The following is a 19,529-nucleotide window of genomic DNA, read 5'->3' on the forward strand; positions in this document are numbered from 1 at the left end:
TTTTCAAGGGGTAAATGTATGTTTCAAATTAATTATGAGACAGTGAGATGAGACATATAAAATTTATAAAAAATAGTAACTCAAGTTTGTCAAAGGTTTTGACAAACTTGAGTTACAGGGGATGGCTACAATTTTACGCTAGGGAAATCTTTTAATTCGGTATGGGGTAAAAACAGGGCAGAGGTAAACTCCTCCATAAATTCATTGTTGTCGCTAAAATCGATGTAAGTCATAGAATTACATATTTCCCTTGCCTGCTTACGTGCCTCTTTTGAGAGCAGGCACATATAAGCACCAGCAATGGAGCTGTTTCCCACGTATTTAAATTTGGATCGGTCTATATCTGGTAAAAGACCAATGGTGATTGCCCTTTCAACATCCAAATGTTCTCCAAAACCACCTGCAATTAACATTTGATCTAAGTCATTGAAACTAAGTCCTGCCTGTTTTAAAAGTACCCTAAACCCAGCGTAGATAGCGCCTTTGCTCCTGATTAGATTACTTATATCAGATTCTGTGAATACTATATCCTGTTCAAGCTCGGTTTCTTTATTTGCAAGGGCTAGGATGTACTGTTTTTCTCCATTTTCTTCCTTTATCCTGGGATGTGTTGTGTCTAAATTGAATTTTCCGTTTGGTTGAATTATCTTGTTTTTTAACATCTCTGCCATAAGATCGATCATTCCAGACCCACAAATTCCCCTGGGCTTTACATCTCCAACTACCTTTATTTCAGGTTCAAGGCTTTGAGGGTCTATTTTTACCTTTTCTATTGCTCCAATTTCTGCCCTCATGCCAAATCTAATTCCACCACCTTCAAAGGCTGGTCCTGCTGAGCAAGAGGCAGTGAGTAACCACTCCTTATTCCCAAGGACAATCTCCCCATTTGTTCCCACATCTACAAATAGTGTAAGTTTATCATCTTTGTGAATGTTACAGTATAGTACTCCAGATACAATGTCTCCGCCTACATAACTTGCTGGTCCAGGCATTACATATACTGCTGCCATTGGATTGGTCCTAAGACCTAGCTCCATTGCCTTAAATATAGGATACTGGCTAGCTGTTGGTATATAAGGTTTTCTTCTAATATATCTTGGTTCTATGCCTAAAAAGAGATGGGTCATGGTTGTGTTTCCTGACACAACTACATTTTTTATTTCCCTATGATCTGCCCCAACGGTATTTAAGATCTCATTTATAAGGCCATTTATAGTGGATTTTGCCATTTTGCTGAGTTTTTTTACCCCGTCTTTTTCAGCACATACAATGCGATTTATCACGTCATCTCCACACGCAGCCTGTTTGTTGTGGTCTCCTAGAGCACCCAAGATTTCTCCTGTTGACATGTCTACAAGATACACAACTATTGTAGTGGTTCCGAGATCAACTGCAATTCCAAGGTTTCTTTCTTTATTTTGACCTGGTCTTACTGCAACTATTTCATTGGAACAATCCCTTGTTATAATAGATGTTGTTATATGCCAGTTTTGGGCCCTCATTACATTTGCCAAATCTTGAATTACCTTTAAACTTTCTGTCATTCTGGTTGTATCATAGCCCAATTTTTTAAGCCCTCTAAAGAGTCTATCTAAATCACTTACAGAGTCTTCCAGTGTGGGGGGATCTAAATGCAGTTCAACTTCATGATGAACTGGTTCAATGGTCTCAACAAGTCCCTTTAGTTTTTCAGTAGCTTCTTTTCCTTGACCTGCGCAGACCATTTGTCTCTCTATTGTTTCAGGCGGAATTTCAACCTCCACATCTTCTAATACCTTTGTCTGGCAGGCTAACACATATCCCATCTGCTTTTCTTTCTCACTCAACAACACTGTTGGATTTGTCTCTATGTCCCCTTTTTTAACAATTAATTTACATTTTCCACACGCTCCTGCTCCATTACACGATGCATTTAACTTGATCCCAGCTGCCCTTGCAGCATCTAAAAGGTTGGTTTTTGCTTCCACCAAAACTTCTTTTTTGTCAGGTAAAAAAACTACTTTTACCTTTTCGGTCTTATCTTGCTCTTCTTGTTCCCTTTCCCGTTTTTTCCTCTCCTTATAAATAAACCAGATGGGACAAGATGATCTAAACTTGCAGTAAAGCTCAGGGTCCTGACATGTGAGACATTCATCGCATAAATACACATTGTGCTTCATGCATAGGTAATTGGTCTCCCTGTCTGGATGATTTATGCACTTTCCCATGACATTCTCCTCCTTAACAGAAGTTAATATAGGTTAACATTTAGAATTAACAGACTTATTTAATTTTTTTAAAATATCTATAATTTCATTAGGTTAATAAAAAATTAATAAAAATAAATTAAATTCCAGATGGATTATAAGCAAGTTTAAGGCCAGAAAATTTTTTTTATTGACAAAAATTTAGATTTTTTGTTTTATTGAATTTAATTCAATAAAAGAATCTTATTCAGTAAAAGAATCTTATTCAAAAGGGAGGGGGAGATGGATTTTAATCTAAGTAAAGAGCAGAGGATGTTTAAGAGGGAGGTGATAAATTTTGCAAAAAAAGAGATTGTTCCAAGGGTTAGAGAGTTTGAAAAAAAGGGAGAGTTTGATTTTGAGTCATTTAGAAAATTAGGGGAATTTGGCATTCTTGGCCTCCACTTTCCAGAGTATTTAGGTGGTGGAGGGGCAGATGTTTTAACCACTGTAATAGCTGCTGAAGCCCTTGGTGAAGCTGGTGTTGATGGAGGCCTTACCCTTTCCTATGGTGCCCACACCTTTTTGTGTGCAGACACTATTTTTCGTCATGGCACAAAAGAGCAGGTTGAGAAGTATCTCCCTAAATTAATCACAGGGGAGTATATAGGGTGTATGGGGTTATCTGAACCAAATGCAGGTTCTGATGTGGCATCAATGAGTACTGTTGCTGAAAAAAAGGGAGATAGATATGTGCTAAATGGGACCAAGATGTGGATTACCAATGGACCAATTGCAGATGTGGCAGTTATTTATGCCAAGACAGACCCCTCCAAAAAGCACGAAGGAATTTCTGCATTTATTGTGGAAAAAAATACTCCTGGATTTTCTGCTGGGCCTCCAATCGAGAAAATGGGTGTTAAGACCTCCCAGACCTCAGAATTAATATTTAATAATTGTGAAATCCCAGAAGAAAATTTGTTGGGAAAAGAGGGAGAAGGTTTTTTAATGGCACTTGAAACAGTTGAATGGGATAGAAGTGCGCTGCTCGCTCCATTTGTTGGTGCCACAAAGTATATTTTAGATAGATGTATAGATTATGCAAAAAAAAGGATCCAATTTGATAGACCCATTGGAAAATTCCAGGCAATAAAGCACAAGATAGCAGACATTAAGATATTCTATGAAACAGCCAGGCTTTTAACATATAAAATCGCATGGTGTAAGGATCAAGGTAGGCCAATAAACCATCTAGAGGCAGCAGTTGCAAAATTGTATGTTGGAGATTTTAGTCTAAAGCCCACCAATGATGCCATGGTGCTCCATGGTGGTAATGGCTATACCCATGAATTTGATATAGAGAGGGTATTTAGGGATGGAAGGCTTGCACCTATTGGTGGAGGAACATCAGATATTCAGAAAGTGATAATATCGCGTATGCTTTAAATTTATGGGAGGGGGAGATGAGATTTGATTTTAATGAGAAAGAAAGAAAAATAATTGAAGATTTTTCTTATATCTTAAACCAGATACCTGGTGATGGTTCCTTTTTATATAATAAAGCAAATCTATCAGATATAATAAATAAGTTGTCTAAGACCATTTACTTTGACACAAGAAAAATAGTTGATGAAGAGATTAATTTAAATTCAATCTTATTTAAAATAAAGAGCGATCTATGTTCAAAAAATTTTTATTTATATTTAATAGCTGAATTAGGAATAAAGTTTATACGTAACATTTTGAAAGATCAAGATTTATCTGATTATATAAGCTCAATCATGAATTCAAAAAATATTATAATTCCAGCATATGTTGAAGATAATATGAATTTCCATTTAAAAGAGATAACTACTACAGCAATTTTAAATGGAGATTATTATATTGTATCAGGGCCGAAAAAAAATGTCTTATTTTTGGATTGGGCTGATTATGTGTTGTTATTAGCAAAATATGAAGATAATCCAATCTTTTTTATATTAAACAAAGATGAAGTTGAAATAAAATCTAGAGAAAATTTATATGGTATTGATTTATTGACAATATCAGAGATACTAATAAAAGACAAGAAAATTTCCAAAGATAGATGTGTAGGTCCTATATTAGATAAAAATTTTTTGGACAACTTTTTTTATTCCATAAATCGTATTTTGATTCCAGGTTCAATTGGGCTTATGCAAAAGAGTTTTGAAGAGGCGAGAGTGTTTGCAAAACAACATAAAAATGGACGAAAACCAATAATTGCCTATCAGGAAGTGGGTTTTAAATTGGCTGAGATGAAGACCTTGCTTGATGCATCTTATTTAATAGCTGCTAAAGCCATGAATACAGAGAATAAAAAACAATCTTATGAGACAAACCTTGTTGCCAAGGTGTTCTGTCTTGAATCATTGGAAAATATAGCAAGTAGTGCGCTTTCAATACTCTCAACATATGGATTTACAGATAAATATCTCTCAGGTAATATACTAATGCTTTCAAAATTTTTCCAGGTAAATGGAACATCTACTGAAGTGTCAAGGGTTAATCTTGGAGATTTGTGTCTGGGATATAAAAAAATCTGATATAAGGGGGTCTTTATACATGGAAACAGATAAAAAAGAGCTTTCAGTAGCAGCCAAGAGAAGACTAAAAGAAAAACAGCAAAGATACAATATTATTTTATCTTCTGCACTGAAACATTTTTGTAAAAAGGGTTATAATAAAACAACCATACAAGATATTGCTCAGAGTTCTGAAATTGCAGTTGGTACGGTGTATTTTTATTTTAAGAACAAAGAAGATATTATGATACAACTAATTCGTGATATTGGTCGGATTTTGAGGAGGGCTTTGGGCGAGGAATTTAGGAAAAAAAGCGGGAGCATTGAAGGATTTCTAAATGCAGGTAGGATTTTTTTTTATGAAGTGTGCCAAAAATATCCAGATCATATCTTGATACTTATGAGGGAGTCTGTAGGACAAACCCCTGACATAGAAAAAGCAAGGCAGGAGCTTTTTGATAAATTAATAAAAGATATAATGAATGCCTTAATTAAAATAAAAGATCATCATAAAATTCAATATAAATCAAAGATGTCAATTGAAGTGATAGCAACTATTGTTGTAGGACTTTTTGAAAAGATTTCATATCATTTTTTAATTAATAATGGAACTCATATAAAACAAATAGGGGAAGATGTCCTTGATTTTATATATGGTGGTGTAAAAAATCTCATTATAGGTAAGTTAAATGATAATTAGAGGTGCCCTTCATATCCATACCCTATGCTCAGATGGTGAAATGGATATATTTGAGGCGATTGACATATATAAATCAAAGGGATTTGATTTTATAGCCTTTACTGATCATGACTTTTTAATGAAAAATGGCTGTTATGATGTGTTAGATGAGCTTAGTGAAGACATCTTGATATTTAAAGGTATAGAAAAAACTGTTTTTGTATCTGGATATGTACATGTAAACGAAATCTATGGACAAAATGAAGTTTTAAGAATCTTTAACCACCCAGCTGATCTGAATATGAGTATAGATGAGATTTTAAAAAAGATACAAATGACAGATAGGCTAATTGGAATCCATGCAGTGGAGATTACTTCAAGGGGATTTTATACACCAGAGATAGATAAGGAAATTATTAACTATCCAAAGGTTGCTACAGACGATGCCCACAATGTTAGGATGTGTGGCAGGGCATGGATTGAGATGGACGCACCTTTAGATAAGGACATAATTTTAAGAAAAATAAAGGCAGGGGATTTTTGGAATTGTTTTATTTAAAAAAATTATGGAGGAGGACATGGAAAAAATAGGTATATGCGCCTTTTCCCAGACCAGTGTTGAATCAGATAAGTGGTATCAAAGGTTCCAGGAAATGGCATTTGAAGTGGTAAAAGACCTGTTAGAACAGACTTCCCTTGATTTTAGTGATTCAGGCATAGAAATGACTATTAGTGTGTCTGACGATGTATTTGATGCCAGAACCATATCAGATAATGCTATGACTGACGTACTGGGCGCCCATTATAGATGTGAAGAAAAGGTGGCACAGGAAGGTTTGCAGGCGATTTATTATGCATGCAGTGTTATAAATTCTGGTATTGCAGATGTTGTAATGGTGGTTGGTCATTGTAAGGAATCTCAGGCAAAGTCAAGAAATATGGTCACTCACATGGCCTTTGATCCTTTTTATGCAAGGCCAGTTGGTCTTGATTTTCAGATTGCAGCTGCTCTTCAGGCACAGACATTTTTGGATAGAGCTAATATTGGAGAGGATGAACTTGCTCAAATAGTGGTGCGGGCAAGAGAGAGGGGGAGCAAAAATGTATTGTATCCAAATCTTACACCTGTAAGTGTAGAGGAAGTAATTGCATCTAAATATTTGGCCAAACCCATAAGAGAGCTACATGCATATCCAGTTTCAGATGGTGCTGTTGGGTTTATTTTGGCCTCTGAAAAAAAGGCAAAAGAGATATGTAAGGATCCTGTATGGGTCACTGGAGTTGGATGTTCAATGGATACCTATTTCCCAGGTAATGGAGATCTTATTAATTTAGGCTCATTGAAAAAGGCAGTTTCCAGAACATTGGATAGGGCAAACACCAGTCTGGATTCAATAGATATATATGAATTCTCAGACCAATATGCCTACCAGTTGCCTCTGTATCTGACAAATTTAGGTTTCTGTAACCTAGAAGACGTATCTTCGTTTATCAAAAGTGGTGGCCTTGATGAAAAAAATATAAATTTATCAGGTGGGATGCTCATTGGCGCACCCCTTATTTTAGGTGGGCTTTTTAGGGTTGTTGAGGCCATTAAACAACTAAAGGGGATCTCGGAAAATCAAATTCAGGATCCAAAAACTGCCATTGTTCAGAGTTCCATGGGGCCAGCTGCTCAATTTAACTCCGCAGTAGTTTTATCAAGGGATAATTAAGGAGGGGGATTATGAGAGATAGAAAAAGGGAAGTTGCAATAGTTGGGGTTGGTCAAACCAAATATTCTTCCCATAGGGAAGATGTGAATCAACCTGAAATGATTAGTGAGGCAATTTTTGAGGCCTTAGAACAAACGTCTCTTACAATGGATGATATAGATTGTATAGTACACGGGAATATGGAACTTTTTGAGATGATATACCAGCCCGATTTGTGGCATACGATTGGTACAGGTGCATCAGGTAAAGAGTGTCTAAGGCTTACAACAGGTGGAACAACTGGTGCTACCTTAGTGTGTGCTGCTGATGCCCTGGTTGCATCTGGAATGCACGATATAGTAATGGCAATAGGGTTTGAAAAATTACAAGAAGGGCACACCACAGGCGGTATAACAAATATGGCAGATCCACTCTGGGGTAGAAAATTACAAAGTGGCGCGCTAGTTGGGATCACAGCCACACAGATGATTGAAGAATTTGGGGAAGAAAGGGCAAAAAAGGCCTCAATAGATTATCGCATTATTATGGATATGCACGCAATGAAAAATCCAAAGGCACACAGAAGGCTTGGGCTTAATTTTGATATGGCAGAGGATTTAATGAATAATTCTCCCCAGCTTGTAGGTGAGCTCAGGATGATACATATGTGCTCCCAGAGCGATGGGGCGTGTGTGGTTATTTTAGCATCTGAAGATAAGGCAAAAGAGATTTGTGATAGACCTGCCTGGATATTAGATCATGTAACTGTCCATAGAGAAGAACACATGGGTACACTCTTTGGTTTTAAAAAAGAAAAATCAACACACAGACACGCAGCAGAAGCCTTATTTAAAAGAAATAATATAAATGACCCAGTAAATGAGTTTGATGTGTTTGAAATGTACGATCCATCGAGTTGGTGGGGAGTTGATTGGCTGAGAGAATTTCTCCTCTTTGATGGGGATGAGCACTTAAAACTGGTGGAAAATAGAGAAATTTTAATAGATGGCAAATTTCCTGTAAATCCATCTGGCGGAGTTATAGCTTCAAATCCCATTGGTGCCACTGCCATGGTGAGATTTGCAGAAGCTGCCCTACAGATAATGGGAAAGGCTGGAGAACACCAGGTTAAAAAAGAGGTAAATAAGGCCCTTGCCTCTGGATTTGGTGGCACTTTTTGGACTGTTCTAGGTATTTTAACAGCAGATAAACCAGAGAGATAGGGGAGGGGGACGATGGATAAAAACTTAACTGTTAAAGATATTATTTTGAGTTTTAAGAACAGGGCAAATGAACACATTATAAAAGACGTAGTTTGCTCCCTTGGTTACGATATTTCAGGTGAGATGGGTGGCAAATGGACAGTAAAAATAGATAAGGGAAAAGTAATAATTGAAGATGGACTAAATGATCCAGATGTGGTTATATCTATGAATGATGAAGATTTTATTAGCTTTACTCTGGGCAAGTTGGACCCAGTAAATGCCATTTCAGCAGGAAGATTAAAGATAACAGGCGACGCTCAAATTGCGCAGCAGTCAGCTAAATTTTTTAAAAAATATCAAATAGATAATGGAGAAGAAAGGGAAGAATTAGTACGACTTAGGAAAATCTTATCAATACCTCAGCGTTTTTCAACAGGTGAGGTCATGGGATTTTTTCTTAATAATTTAAAGAAGAAAAAAATTATGGCCAATAAGTGCCCAAAATGTGGGAGAATGCAATGTCCTCCAAGGGAGGTATGTGCTATCTGTAAAGTGGAGGCAAGTGAATGGGTAGAGGTTGGACCAGAAGGTAGACTCACAGTGGCAGATATCGTGTTTTACGCCTCACCAGATCCTTTAACTGGCGAGATCAGAAAGACTCCTTACATTACTGCATATATCCTTTTAGATGGATGTGAAGACCCTGATACTTTCTGGCACGAGATTGATCCAGATACTCCACATGAGAAACTAAAGAGGGGTGTTAGGGTAAGACCTGTATGGAATGAAAAAAGGACTGGAGCCATTACTGATATTAAATACTTTGAATTAGTAGAAGATTAAATAGATGAAGGAGATCGACTATGTATAGGAATAGTTTTATAGTGCATGGTAAGTTGGCATTACCTTATCAATATTTTGCAGGAAGATTGGGATCAAAATTTATAAAGACCTTGGAGAAAGAACACAAAATAATTGGGACAAGATGTAAAAAATGTAATACAGTATATGTGCCTCCAAGAAGCATATGTGATAGATGCTTTTTAGATATAAAAGACAATTTAGAAGAGGTATCCAAGGAAGGAACTGTTTTAAGTTATACAGTAGTAAATTCCTATGAAGACCACTATCCAGAGAAACCTCCATTTATTTTAGGTTTAATAAAATTAGATAAAGCAGATACACCCTTTGTCCACATAATAAAAAATGTCCCAATAAATAAAATGAAATCAAATATCAGGGTAAGGGCAATTTTTTCAAATACCCCAACTGATACAATATTAAATATATCTCATTTTGAACCAGTTGATTATTTTGTCTTTGAAGTTGGATACACCTATGAAGAACTTGAAATAGGCATGAGTGCATCTTTTACAAAGACCATAACTGAGACAGATGTATATCTTTTTGCTGGTATATCTGGTGATTTTAATCCCATGCACGTGAATGAGGAATATTCTAAAAAAGGAATTTTTGGAAAAAGGGTGGCACATGGAGTAGTTCCCCAGAGTTTAATTGCCCCTGTGTTGGGTACCAAATTGCCTGGCCTTGGTACCGTGGCAATAGAGATCAATACAAGATTTAGAAGACCCACCTATTTTGGAGATACAATCACTGCAATTGCCACAGTGAAGGAGAAAATTGAAGAAAAGAAGTGGGTAAAAATGGCGCTAAAATTTATAAATCAAAAAGGAGAGATAATAGCAGACGGGGAGGCAATAGTAATGCCACCTAAGGGATAAAAATTTTATGGGGCAAATTCGCCCCATGAAAAAAAAATAAAGGGAGGGGGAGATGTCTTTTGAATTAAATAAAAATCTAGTACAACGGGTATGTATTGGTGACATTTTTAGAAGAAGGGGATTTTCATCACCTAAAAAAACTGCTGTGGTAGAATACAGGGGTGATGAGAAAATTGAGCTTAATTATAAAGAGCTCAATGATTGTCTAAATTCTTTTGTATGGAAAATGAGAGAGTTTGGGTTGAAAAAAGGCGATAGAATAGGGCTTATTGGTCCAAATTCCACTGAATATTTGATATGTCTCGTAGGTTGTGCCAAAGGAGGTTTTGAGGCTGTTCCAATAAATCCATTATTAAATCCAGATGATCTGTTGTATATCCTTAAACATTCTGAAGTAAAGTCCATTATTTTTGATGACAGGTTGTACAATAATTTTAAAGATTACATACCCAATTTAAATTTTATAAACCATTTTATTTCCCTGCCAATAACCAATGTTCAGGTTGATAAAGATATAATAATTTTAAATCCACTTGTCCCTCAAAAAAACGATGAAATTGAGGACGTGATTATACAAGATAGAGATAATTTTGAAATTTTGTATACAAGTGGGACAACTTCCAGGCCAAAGGGAGTCCAGATATCCCATTTATCTGTATTTATAATGTCACTTAGTAATTTGATAGAGGTGGGGTTTAGCTCAGATATTGTTGGAACAACCCTTATGCCTTTATTTCACTGTGCTCAACAGACATTGACTATCTCCATATTACATATAGGCGGAACTACTGTAATATTCCCCTCATTTGATCCTGAGATATTACTTAAAGCCATAGAAAGAGAAAAAATAAATCATATATTCTGTCTCCCAATGATGTATAAGGCATTAATAGAACATCCTTTAAGTAAAAAAGTTGATATTTCAAGTGTTAAAAACTGCATCTATGCCATGACTCCAATGGATGAAAATACATTAAAAAAGGGAATGGAACTATTTGGGAATGATGTAGAATTTATGTTGGGAACAGGACAAACGGAGTGCTTTCCTTCTACCAATTGTTTTAAAGGTAAGTGGCAATTAAAAAAACAAGGAAATTATTGGGGAGAATCTGCATTGGTATTAGATACAGCTGTTATGGATGAGTTTGGAAATATCCTTCCTTCAGGAAAGATTGGTGAAATAGTATGGAGAGGTCCTGCTGTAATGAATGGTTATTTAAAAAATGATGAAGCCACTGAAGAAGCATTCCAATATGGTTGGCATCATTCAGGAGATTTAGGATACTTTGATGAAGATGGACTTTTAGTCTTTGTTGACAGAAAAAAAGACATGATCAAGACAGGTGGTGAAAATGTCCCTTCAATAAAAGTGGAGCGGGTAATTTTATCTCATCCAAAAATAATAGGAGCAGCTGTTGTTGGTCTTCCACATGAAAAATGGGGAGAAGCGGTCACCGCATTTATAGAGGTCTTACCAGGAGAAGATATTCAGCCAGATGAAATTATTGCTCTATGTAAAAAACAACTCGCTCCATTTGAAGTTCCTAAAAAAGTAGTAATATTGGATCAAGTTCCAAAAACTGCTACAGGAAAATTTCAAAAGAACATATTGAGAGAAAAGTATAAAGATCTATATGAGATCGAAAAATAAGATAAACTATTAAAGAAATAATTGCAAAATTTATAATTTAAGGAGGGAAAAGAGATGGAAAATTTTGTGATTAGAAATTTAAAAGACGTAGAAGAGATAGAAAAGATTCCTTTGGAACAAAGGGTAAAAGAGAAAAGTACTTATGAAATGATTGTAAATGGAGCATCTATAAATCCAGATGCTCCTGCTATAAGCTTTCTTATAAATGGAGATAGTTATAAAAATCCTCAAGTAATCAATTACAGAGAATTTTTAAAAAAGATAAGACAGACTGCAAATTTATTGTATGATTTAGGAGTTAGAGAAAACGATGTGGTAAGTTATATACTTCCAAACCTACCACAGACCCATTATGTTTTGTGGGGTGCAGAGGTCGCTGGAATAGCTAGTCCCATAAATCCACTTTTAGAACCACAGGTAATAAAAGAGATTTTAAATGCAGCAAATACAAAGGTACTTGTGGCCCTAGGACAATTCCCTGGCGCTGATATATGGGAAAAAGTAGAACAGATAATTGATCATGTCCCATCTTTGACCCATGTAATAAGGATAATGGGTCCATCTGATGAGTCAAAAAATATAATTGGATATGAGGAAGTTATAGAAAATTATAATGGAGAGAGCTTAGATTTTAACAGAAACATAAAACCAGATGACATTGCATCCATATACCACACAGGTGGGACTACAGGAAGACCAAAATTGGCAAGACGTACTCATTTTAATGAAGTAGTTGTAACATATGATTTAAAATGGGGAGCTGGTCTAAATCCAGGGGAGGCAGTAATGGTAGGACTTCCTTTATTTCATTGCAATGGCACTATTGTTACAGGTCTTATGCCCTTCTCAATTGGTGGGCATGTTGTGATGCTATCTCCAAAGGGATACAGAGAACCCAGCATAATCAAAAATTTTTATAAAATTGTTGAAGAATTTAAACCAGTATTTTTTAGCTGTGTGCCAACAGTACTCTCAACGTTATTAGATGTACCTGTTGAAGGGAGAGATATATCTTCCCTTAGATATGTTGTTTGTGGAGCAGCACCTTTAAGTGTGGAGTTGTTTAAACGTTTTGAAGAAAAGACTAAAATGAAAATTTTAGAAGGATATGGACTCACAGAGGTTGCTGTTGCATCATGCGTGAATCCAAAGGATGGAGAGCGAAAAATTGGTAGTGTTGGAATAAGGCTTCCGTATCAGAAAGTTGCCACGTTTATTTTAGACGAGGATAACAAATTTGTAAGGGAAGCCAAGACTAATGAAATTGGAGTGGTGTGTATAAGTGGCCCGTGTGTATTTAAAGGCTATGTGGAAGAAGAGCACAACAAGGGGATTTGGCCAAAACAAGGATGGTTTAACACAGGAGATTTGGGTCGAATTGATGAAGATGGATATTTGTTTTTAACAGGAAGAAAAAAGGATTTAATAATTAGAGGAGGGCACAATATTGACCCATCTATCATAGAAGAGACCTTATATAAGCTTCCAGAAGTAAAGACAGCAGCAGCAGTTGGAAAACCAGATTCATATGCTGGAGAGGTACCTATTGCTTATGTTGAATTAATTGAGGGCGCTAAAATAACAGAAGAACAACTCATGGAATTTGCAAGGAAGAATATTGGTGAGAGGGCAGCTGTGCCAAAACAGATTATAATAGTTGACCAGATTCCCTTAACACCAGTTGGCAAAGTCTTTAAACCAGCCCTTAGGTGGGATGCAGCCAAGAGGACATTTGAAGGTGAACTTGAAAAGATAAAAGAATTTATGAAAGAGTTTTCTGTTGATGTTGGAGAGGATAAACTCCATGGAACAAAGGTAAATATTGAAGCTACTCCAGCAGAAAATGTGAGTAAGGATGAATTAAGAAGTAAGATTAGTGAACTTTTCAGCACTTATCCATTTTACTATGAAATTAATATTAAAGAGTAGCTTAGTTTAATCTAAGTTTTTCAAAAATTTTGACAAACTTAGGTTGATTATCTGATGTTATAACCTATAGGATTGAATGATGTGATCCAACAATAACCAGTTTATTCCAATTAGACAAAATTTGGTTAAAGGGAGATGTATATGTATTCATTAAAATATGATCCTGATATTTGTTATTCATGTAGTAGTGTAGATTGTTTAACAAAGTGTTGGTATCAGGATTTAAGTAACATACAAAAGGCAAGGGAAGAAAAAAATAAAATATTGCGAGGAGAATATTCAGAAGTCCTGGATAATTGTATAACGTGTTATGGATGTGAAGAACACTGTCCAAATAATAATCATCCTTTTTATCAAATTGTAGAGCTGCAGGAAAAATTAGGTATTAAAAATGTACCTGACCCAATATTTAAACAGCAGCTAAGGATGATGGGGCCTAAAAATAGGATAAAAAAGGAGCCTCTTTCTCCACCAATTATTGATATGTGTCTGTTTCCCCAGCTTATTGATAATATAAAGGGCAAATTATATGAGGGTGCATCTATTATTTGGGGCGGGGATATATTTTGTAATATTATGTGGCTTCATTTTGCAAATATGTCTGTTATATTAGAGAGACTTCCAAAGATGATTCAGAATATTTATGAATATTATATCAAGGATAGTAGCACAGATGAAATAATCTGTTTTCACGATGAATGTTATGGTGCCTTTAAACACCTTGCCCCTGCCTATGGAATTGAAGTGCCATTTCGACCTGTTCATGTTTTTGAGTATATATTAAATAAATTAGACCAATTAAAGTCAGACATTAAATCATTAAATGTAAAGATAGCCTATCAAAGACCCTGTTCCAATAGGTTATGTCCTGAAATGGATGAAGTTTTGGACAAGATTTTTCACAGGATTGGAGCAACAAGGGTGAAGAGAAAATATGATAAAGAAACTCCCCTTTGTTGTGGCAGTGTTATCAGGATCCAACAAAAAGACAGAGAGGCAGATGAACTTCAAAAAGAAAATATAATGGATATGAAAGATACAGGCGCAAATTTTGCTGTTTTTAATTGTCCAATGTGTATGATGACACTTGGGGAAGAAGTAGCATCTGAAGGATTGTTTCCAATACATGTATCAGACTTGGTTAGGCATGCTTTAGGAGAGATATAAAATTAGCAGGAGATATATTATGAGCCAGAAAGTAATAGAAAAATTAATGGATATAGTTGGAAGGGAATTTGTCTCCACTCATAAAGAAGAGAGATTTTTTTATTCAAGGGACGGTGGCACAATGGAGCCTTACTTACCTGATGTCGTTGTTTTGCCTGAAAATAGTGAGCAGATCAGTAAAATTTTGTCTCTAGCCAATGAAAACAGGATACCAGTATATTGTATGGGCGCAGGTCTTACCCTCTCAGGGCTTCATAGACCAATAAAAGGTGGAATTTTATTAGATATTAAAAGGATGGATAAGATCTTAGAGGTAAATGAAAAGAGTCGCTATGTAGTAGTGGAGGCAGGGGTATCACAGGGAAAATTACAGGCATATCTTAAGAAAAATTATCCCCATTTAAAGCATTCCATGCCAGATGCTCCACCAGCTGCCACCATTGGGGGCAATATTGCCATACATGGCTCTGGACACCTCTCTTTTTTAGGGGGCTTTCACTCTGATATGGTAACAGGTCTGGAAGTGGTTCTTGCAAATGGCGAAATTATGAGAACAGGTAGCTGTTCTGTATCAAATAATTGGTTTGCCAAGGCCCCGCTTCCAGATTTGTCTGGCCTATTTCTTGGATGGTTTGCAACTACTGGGATTATCACAAAAATCGGCCTTAAATTATATCCTGCCCATCCTTTGTCTGATGTAAGGGTGCTTGTATGTGAAGACCCAGACCTCATGTCAGAATTGATATATAGGATAACAGATATACATATAGCAGAAGACGTGATTACTTGGATGACTCCAAAACCTTTATGGGCAAAAGGTTTTTTACATTGCAATGTAATATATGGGGCAAAGACAAAGAAAGAGTTGATTTTTAAGAGAGACCTTTTGTTTGAACAGGTAAGAGAGTTTATTGACAAAAAGGTTGCTGGTTTTTTGCCTCTGCTTCCTTTTATGAAAAAGAGATTTTTGGATGTACCTGGAAAAGATCTGGTGAGGTTCGCAGATGCAAATAAAGGGGGTGGATTTGAATATGTAGGGGCAATGATTCCTTCAAATTTATTTCCTGATGCATATAGAATAGGCCTTGAAGTAGCTGAAAAAAATAGGGTTACCTATTCCCTTGGCTCAAGGATAATTGGTAATAATCACTGCATGATGTTTTTTTACGCCTATGCATTTAATAGGGCAGATAAAGATGATATTAAGAAGGCACAAAATGCACTTTATGAAACAAATATTAAAATACTTGAGCTTGGTGGGATACCGTGGAAGGCAGAGATACCAGCTCAAAAGGAAATTTTAAAAAGAATGGATAAAAACACCAAGACACTTTTATTTAAGATAAAAAATTTAATGGACCCAAATCACATCATGAGTCCTGGAAATTGGGAGGATTGAGTTATGGATAAAGAATTATTGAGTATTATTCACAGGTGCTTTAGATGTGGATATTGTAAATTCCCATCAGATTATATGAATTTTAATTGTCCAAGCTATTTTTCTTATAGATTTGAGACATATTCACCTGGGGGAAGGATGTGGCTCATTAGGGAATGGTTAAATGGGGATTTAGATTCTAGCTTGAGATTCCAAGAAATTTTATATTCTTGCGCAACATGTGCAAATTGCATTAATTACTGTGCCTTTCCTGAGTTTAGGGATTTATTGTTAGATGTGTTTAGACAGGCAAAAGAGAAGTTAATAGATGAAGGAAAGGTGCCACCAGGTGTGAGGGATTATTTGACCAATTTATATAAATTTAAAAATGGATTTGGAATATCAAATAAAAAGAGATTTCAATGGGCAGAGGATGTAGAAGAATATGATATAAATAAACATGAATACCTATTATATGTAGGGGATGAATGTTGTTTTGACCCTGTTGCAAATGAAATGGCTGTATCAACTATAGAATTATTAAGACGCATGAATATATCTTTTGGATTGTTAAAGCAAGGTGAGACATCCGATGGTCTTGAAGCATATAATCTTGGGGAGACAGAGTTATTTAAACAAATAGCAGGTAAACTTGTTAAAAATATAAAAGATTCAAAGGTGCAAAAGATAATTTTTATTTCTCCCCATAGCTATTATTGTTTTAAAAATTTATATCCTCAATTTTTTGATGTAAATTTTGAACTATACCATATTACACATATAATTTTGGAAAATTTATCTGAGATACAAAAGGACATCAAATATAATGGTAAGTCCATAAAGATAACCTATCATGATCCATGTTATTTGGGCAGGTATTTAAAGGATTTTTCTACAGTTAGAAAAATTTTAAACTTTTTGCCAGTGGAATTTGTAGAACTTCCCAGAAATAAAATGGATTCCCTGTGTTGTGGTGGTGGGGGAGGAAATTTCTACACCTCATTAACCCAGAAAAATTCAGAGACAACAGCAAAACAAAGGCTCGTAGAAGCAGCAAAAATAGGTGTTGATAGGGTAGTTGTCTCGTGCCCCATTTGTTTGGTATTCTTTAAGGATGCAGAGAAAACACTGAGCTTAAGTCCCAAAGTAAATGTAGTAGACGTAGTTCAATTTATTACGGAAATTGCATAACTTTTTGTGTTAACTAATTTTTTTAAAAAACATATTGACACAAGTAAAAAACTTCGTTTATAATTATTGCAACTTTTTTAACTGACCGATAGGTTATTTTAAGGGACTGTGTAACCAAAAGCAAAAGGAGGTATTAGGTATGAACAGATGGTTAAAATTGATGATCTTGTCCTTATTAATGGTCTTTGTTGCTTCCTTTAGTTTTGCATCTGATGAAGCAACTGACATTACAAAAGAAGTGTTGGTTGGACCTGGTAGTGTTGCTATAGCAACTCAAAAGGACATCTTAATGTCCTTTGGCGGTCAGATTAGGATAATTCCAACATCAGAGACAGATTGGGATTTTGGTATGGCAGATGATTTAGAGGACATGGGTTTGCCTGGTTATTTGGGAGGAGCTTTAAATAAATCCTTTTTTAAAGACCATGTTAATGAAAGTGGATGGGTTAATAATGGTTACATAAGGTCAGAGGACCGTCTATATTTTAATGCTATGCCAAAGGACAGAAGGTGGAGTTTTTATGCAGCGTTAGAATTTGATAGACCATTAGAAACCGCAACAGTTGATGAGAGGGGTGGTAAGACAGATGATCACAGTGATTTTGGTTTAGAAAGACTCCATGGTACTATGGCGCTTCCATTTGGACTTAGACTTCATGCTGGATGGGATATCTGGGGATTAGATGTTATGGATGGTGGTGGACTTGTGTATGGGGATGATAATCCTGGTTTTTGGATTACAGGAAACTATGGTGCTATATCATTCAATATAGGTTATTTTAAATTAGGTGAGAATAATTTTCAAAACAGTATAGCGGATCTGGAAGATGCAAATAACAATGACAGGGACCTATATGCTGGTTATGTAACATACAAGTATGGGGCACATAAGGTAAAAGTATTCTATGCATATGACCAAATAGAAAATGTAAAAACAGGAAGTTTTCTGAATTATCTTACTGACACCATGGGAAATGCACCAGATGTCCAATCCCATCATCTAGGTGCCTATTACACAGGAAAATTCGCAGGGTTTGAATTTTTTTTAGAAGGTGTATATCAGTTTGGAACAGTAGATGATGTTAAAGGTTATGCCCATGATGATTACGATATTTCTGCATATGCATTTGCAGGAGATATTGCGTATGATTTAAAAGACTTGATTGGATTTACCTTTAAGCCACATATTGGATTTTTCTATACCTCTGGAGATGACGATGCAGACGACGATGAATTGAATGGGTACACAGGTGTAGAAAATGCTCAGAGGTTTTCTAAATATTGGGGCGGCGAAAATACAATAATTGGGGATACCAACCTTGTTCTGGGTACTATGCTCTATGGATATCTTCCTGAACTTTATGGAAATGGAACTCCAATTTTTACTGGAGGACTACAGAACACTGCTGGTCTTGGTGGAGGCAGAGGAGATAACCCAGGTATGACCATGCTCTCCTGTGGTCTAACTGTTGCTCCAAAAAGATTCATTATCTACAGGACAAATGTAAATTCTTTCTGGTGGAACGAAGATATAGTGGTTACCAGTTTTGCTGATGGTGCTACTACCACTAAGGTAGACGGTGATTATGTTGGAACAGAATGGGACAATGAGCTTACCCTTGCCCTGTCAAAACACACCTTTATTAAAGGCCAGGCTTCCTTTTTCTTTGCAGGGGATGTAATAGAAGACGTGACTAGTGCCTTGACAGCTGTAGGAGGAAGACCAGGACCTGAGAGCGATGACACTGCAATGAGGTTTGCTGCTGAGCTCATCTGGACATTTTAAATTAGAGACTATTTAAGAAAACACAGTCCCTTAAAAGCAAAGTCCCCCAAAAAAGGGGGACTTTTTTTATGGAAAATTTATAAAAAAGGAGTTATTAAATTTCTATAGACTCTTTATTTTGGTTTGTTAAACTGCTTAAAAAATGGAGGAAGGTTATGTCTAGATTTTGTCTGCAAGAAAGATTTAAATTTATCTTGCCATTTTTGTTATTTATTTTTTCATGTGCAGGGATAGGAGGAGAAAAACCAGATATAGTATCAAATACAAAAGTAAACGGCACATTGTCCAATGCTGATGTGAGAAGAATAGTAGTAGATCAGCCCTTTTTGATATCTGGAGATTACTTTAGACAGAGGCCCACTCCAAAGGACACCATAGACTTAAAGGGATTTTTTAATA

General features: G+C 35.9%; 16 protein-coding genes. 15 read left to right on the forward strand and 1 reads right to left on the reverse strand.

Features of this window, described 5'->3' with window-relative positions:
* Positions 1–125 precede the first annotated feature (125 nt).
* Entirely contained in the window at positions 126–2,207 is a 2,082-nt protein-coding gene (locus ACY2V1_RS04345; RefSeq protein ID WP_461833574.1) for an ASKHA domain-containing protein, read from the reverse strand.
* A 261-nt stretch (positions 2,208–2,468) separates the two neighbouring features.
* On the opposite strand from ACY2V1_RS04345, the gene ACY2V1_RS04350 reads away from it, so the two are divergent.
* The 15 genes from ACY2V1_RS04350 to ACY2V1_RS04420 all read left to right on the forward strand — a co-directional run.
* Positions 2,469–3,611 (forward strand): acyl-CoA dehydrogenase family protein, encoded by a 1,143-nt coding sequence (locus tag ACY2V1_RS04350; protein WP_461833575.1) that lies wholly within the window; start codon positions 2,469–2,471, stop codon positions 3,609–3,611.
* 17 nt (positions 3,612–3,628) lie between these two features.
* On the forward strand, positions 3,629–4,729 hold the full coding sequence (locus ACY2V1_RS04355) for an acyl-CoA dehydrogenase family protein (RefSeq protein WP_461833576.1): 1,101 nt from the start codon (positions 3,629–3,631) through the stop codon (positions 4,727–4,729).
* Positions 4,730–4,748: 19 nt separating this feature from the next.
* A complete protein-coding gene (locus ACY2V1_RS04360; RefSeq protein WP_461833577.1) occupies positions 4,749–5,408 on the forward strand; it encodes a TetR/AcrR family transcriptional regulator in 660 nt (219 codons plus the stop codon).
* Entirely contained in the window at positions 5,398–5,946 is a 549-nt protein-coding gene (locus tag ACY2V1_RS04365; RefSeq protein ID WP_461833578.1) for a PHP-associated domain-containing protein, read from the forward strand. The genes ACY2V1_RS04360 and ACY2V1_RS04365 overlap by 11 nt, the downstream gene beginning before the upstream one ends.
* A 19-nt stretch (positions 5,947–5,965) precedes the next feature.
* Positions 5,966–7,102, forward strand: coding sequence for a thiolase C-terminal domain-containing protein (locus ACY2V1_RS04370; protein ID WP_461833579.1), 1,137 nt, complete (start codon positions 5,966–5,968; stop codon positions 7,100–7,102).
* Positions 7,103–7,113: 11 nt separating this feature from the next.
* Positions 7,114–8,304 carry a thiolase C-terminal domain-containing protein gene (locus ACY2V1_RS04375; RefSeq protein ID WP_461833580.1) on the forward strand — a complete coding sequence of 397 codons (1,191 nt, stop codon included), beginning with the start codon at positions 7,114–7,116 and terminating at the stop codon, positions 8,302–8,304.
* Between the two features lie 12 nt (positions 8,305–8,316).
* Positions 8,317–9,129: an SCP2 sterol-binding domain-containing protein gene (locus ACY2V1_RS04380; RefSeq protein WP_461833581.1), complete on the forward strand. Its 813-nt coding sequence runs from the start codon at positions 8,317–8,319 to the stop codon at positions 9,127–9,129.
* Between the two features lie 20 nt (positions 9,130–9,149).
* Entirely contained in the window at positions 9,150–10,028 is an 879-nt protein-coding gene (locus ACY2V1_RS04385) for a MaoC/PaaZ C-terminal domain-containing protein (RefSeq protein WP_461833582.1), read from the forward strand.
* Positions 10,029–10,080: 52 nt separating this feature from the next.
* Positions 10,081–11,679: an AMP-binding protein gene (locus ACY2V1_RS04390; protein ID WP_461833583.1), complete on the forward strand. Its 1,599-nt coding sequence runs from the start codon at positions 10,081–10,083 to the stop codon at positions 11,677–11,679.
* 54 nt (positions 11,680–11,733) lie between these two features.
* Positions 11,734–13,608 carry an acyl-CoA synthetase gene (locus ACY2V1_RS04395; protein WP_461833584.1) on the forward strand — a complete coding sequence of 625 codons (1,875 nt, stop codon included), beginning with the start codon at positions 11,734–11,736 and terminating at the stop codon, positions 13,606–13,608.
* Between the two features lie 141 nt (positions 13,609–13,749).
* Positions 13,750–14,775, forward strand: coding sequence for a heterodisulfide reductase-related iron-sulfur binding cluster (locus tag ACY2V1_RS04400; RefSeq protein ID WP_461833585.1), 1,026 nt, complete (start codon positions 13,750–13,752; stop codon positions 14,773–14,775).
* 19 nt (positions 14,776–14,794) lie between these two features.
* Positions 14,795–16,174, forward strand: a complete 1,380-nt coding sequence (locus ACY2V1_RS04405) for an FAD-binding oxidoreductase (protein WP_461833586.1) — start codon at positions 14,795–14,797, stop codon at positions 16,172–16,174.
* A 3-nt stretch (positions 16,175–16,177) separates the two neighbouring features.
* A complete protein-coding gene (locus ACY2V1_RS04410; RefSeq protein ID WP_461833587.1) occupies positions 16,178–17,344 on the forward strand; it encodes a (Fe-S)-binding protein in 1,167 nt (388 codons plus the stop codon).
* Between the two features lie 139 nt (positions 17,345–17,483).
* Positions 17,484–19,130, forward strand: coding sequence for an alginate export family protein (locus tag ACY2V1_RS04415; RefSeq protein ID WP_461833588.1), 1,647 nt, complete (start codon positions 17,484–17,486; stop codon positions 19,128–19,130).
* 155 nt (positions 19,131–19,285) lie between these two features.
* A partial coding sequence (locus ACY2V1_RS04420; protein WP_461833589.1) for a hypothetical protein occupies positions 19,286–19,529 on the forward strand: 244 nt, incomplete at its 3' end.

The sequence above is a fragment of the Desulfothermus sp. genome, from assembly GCF_053993635.1.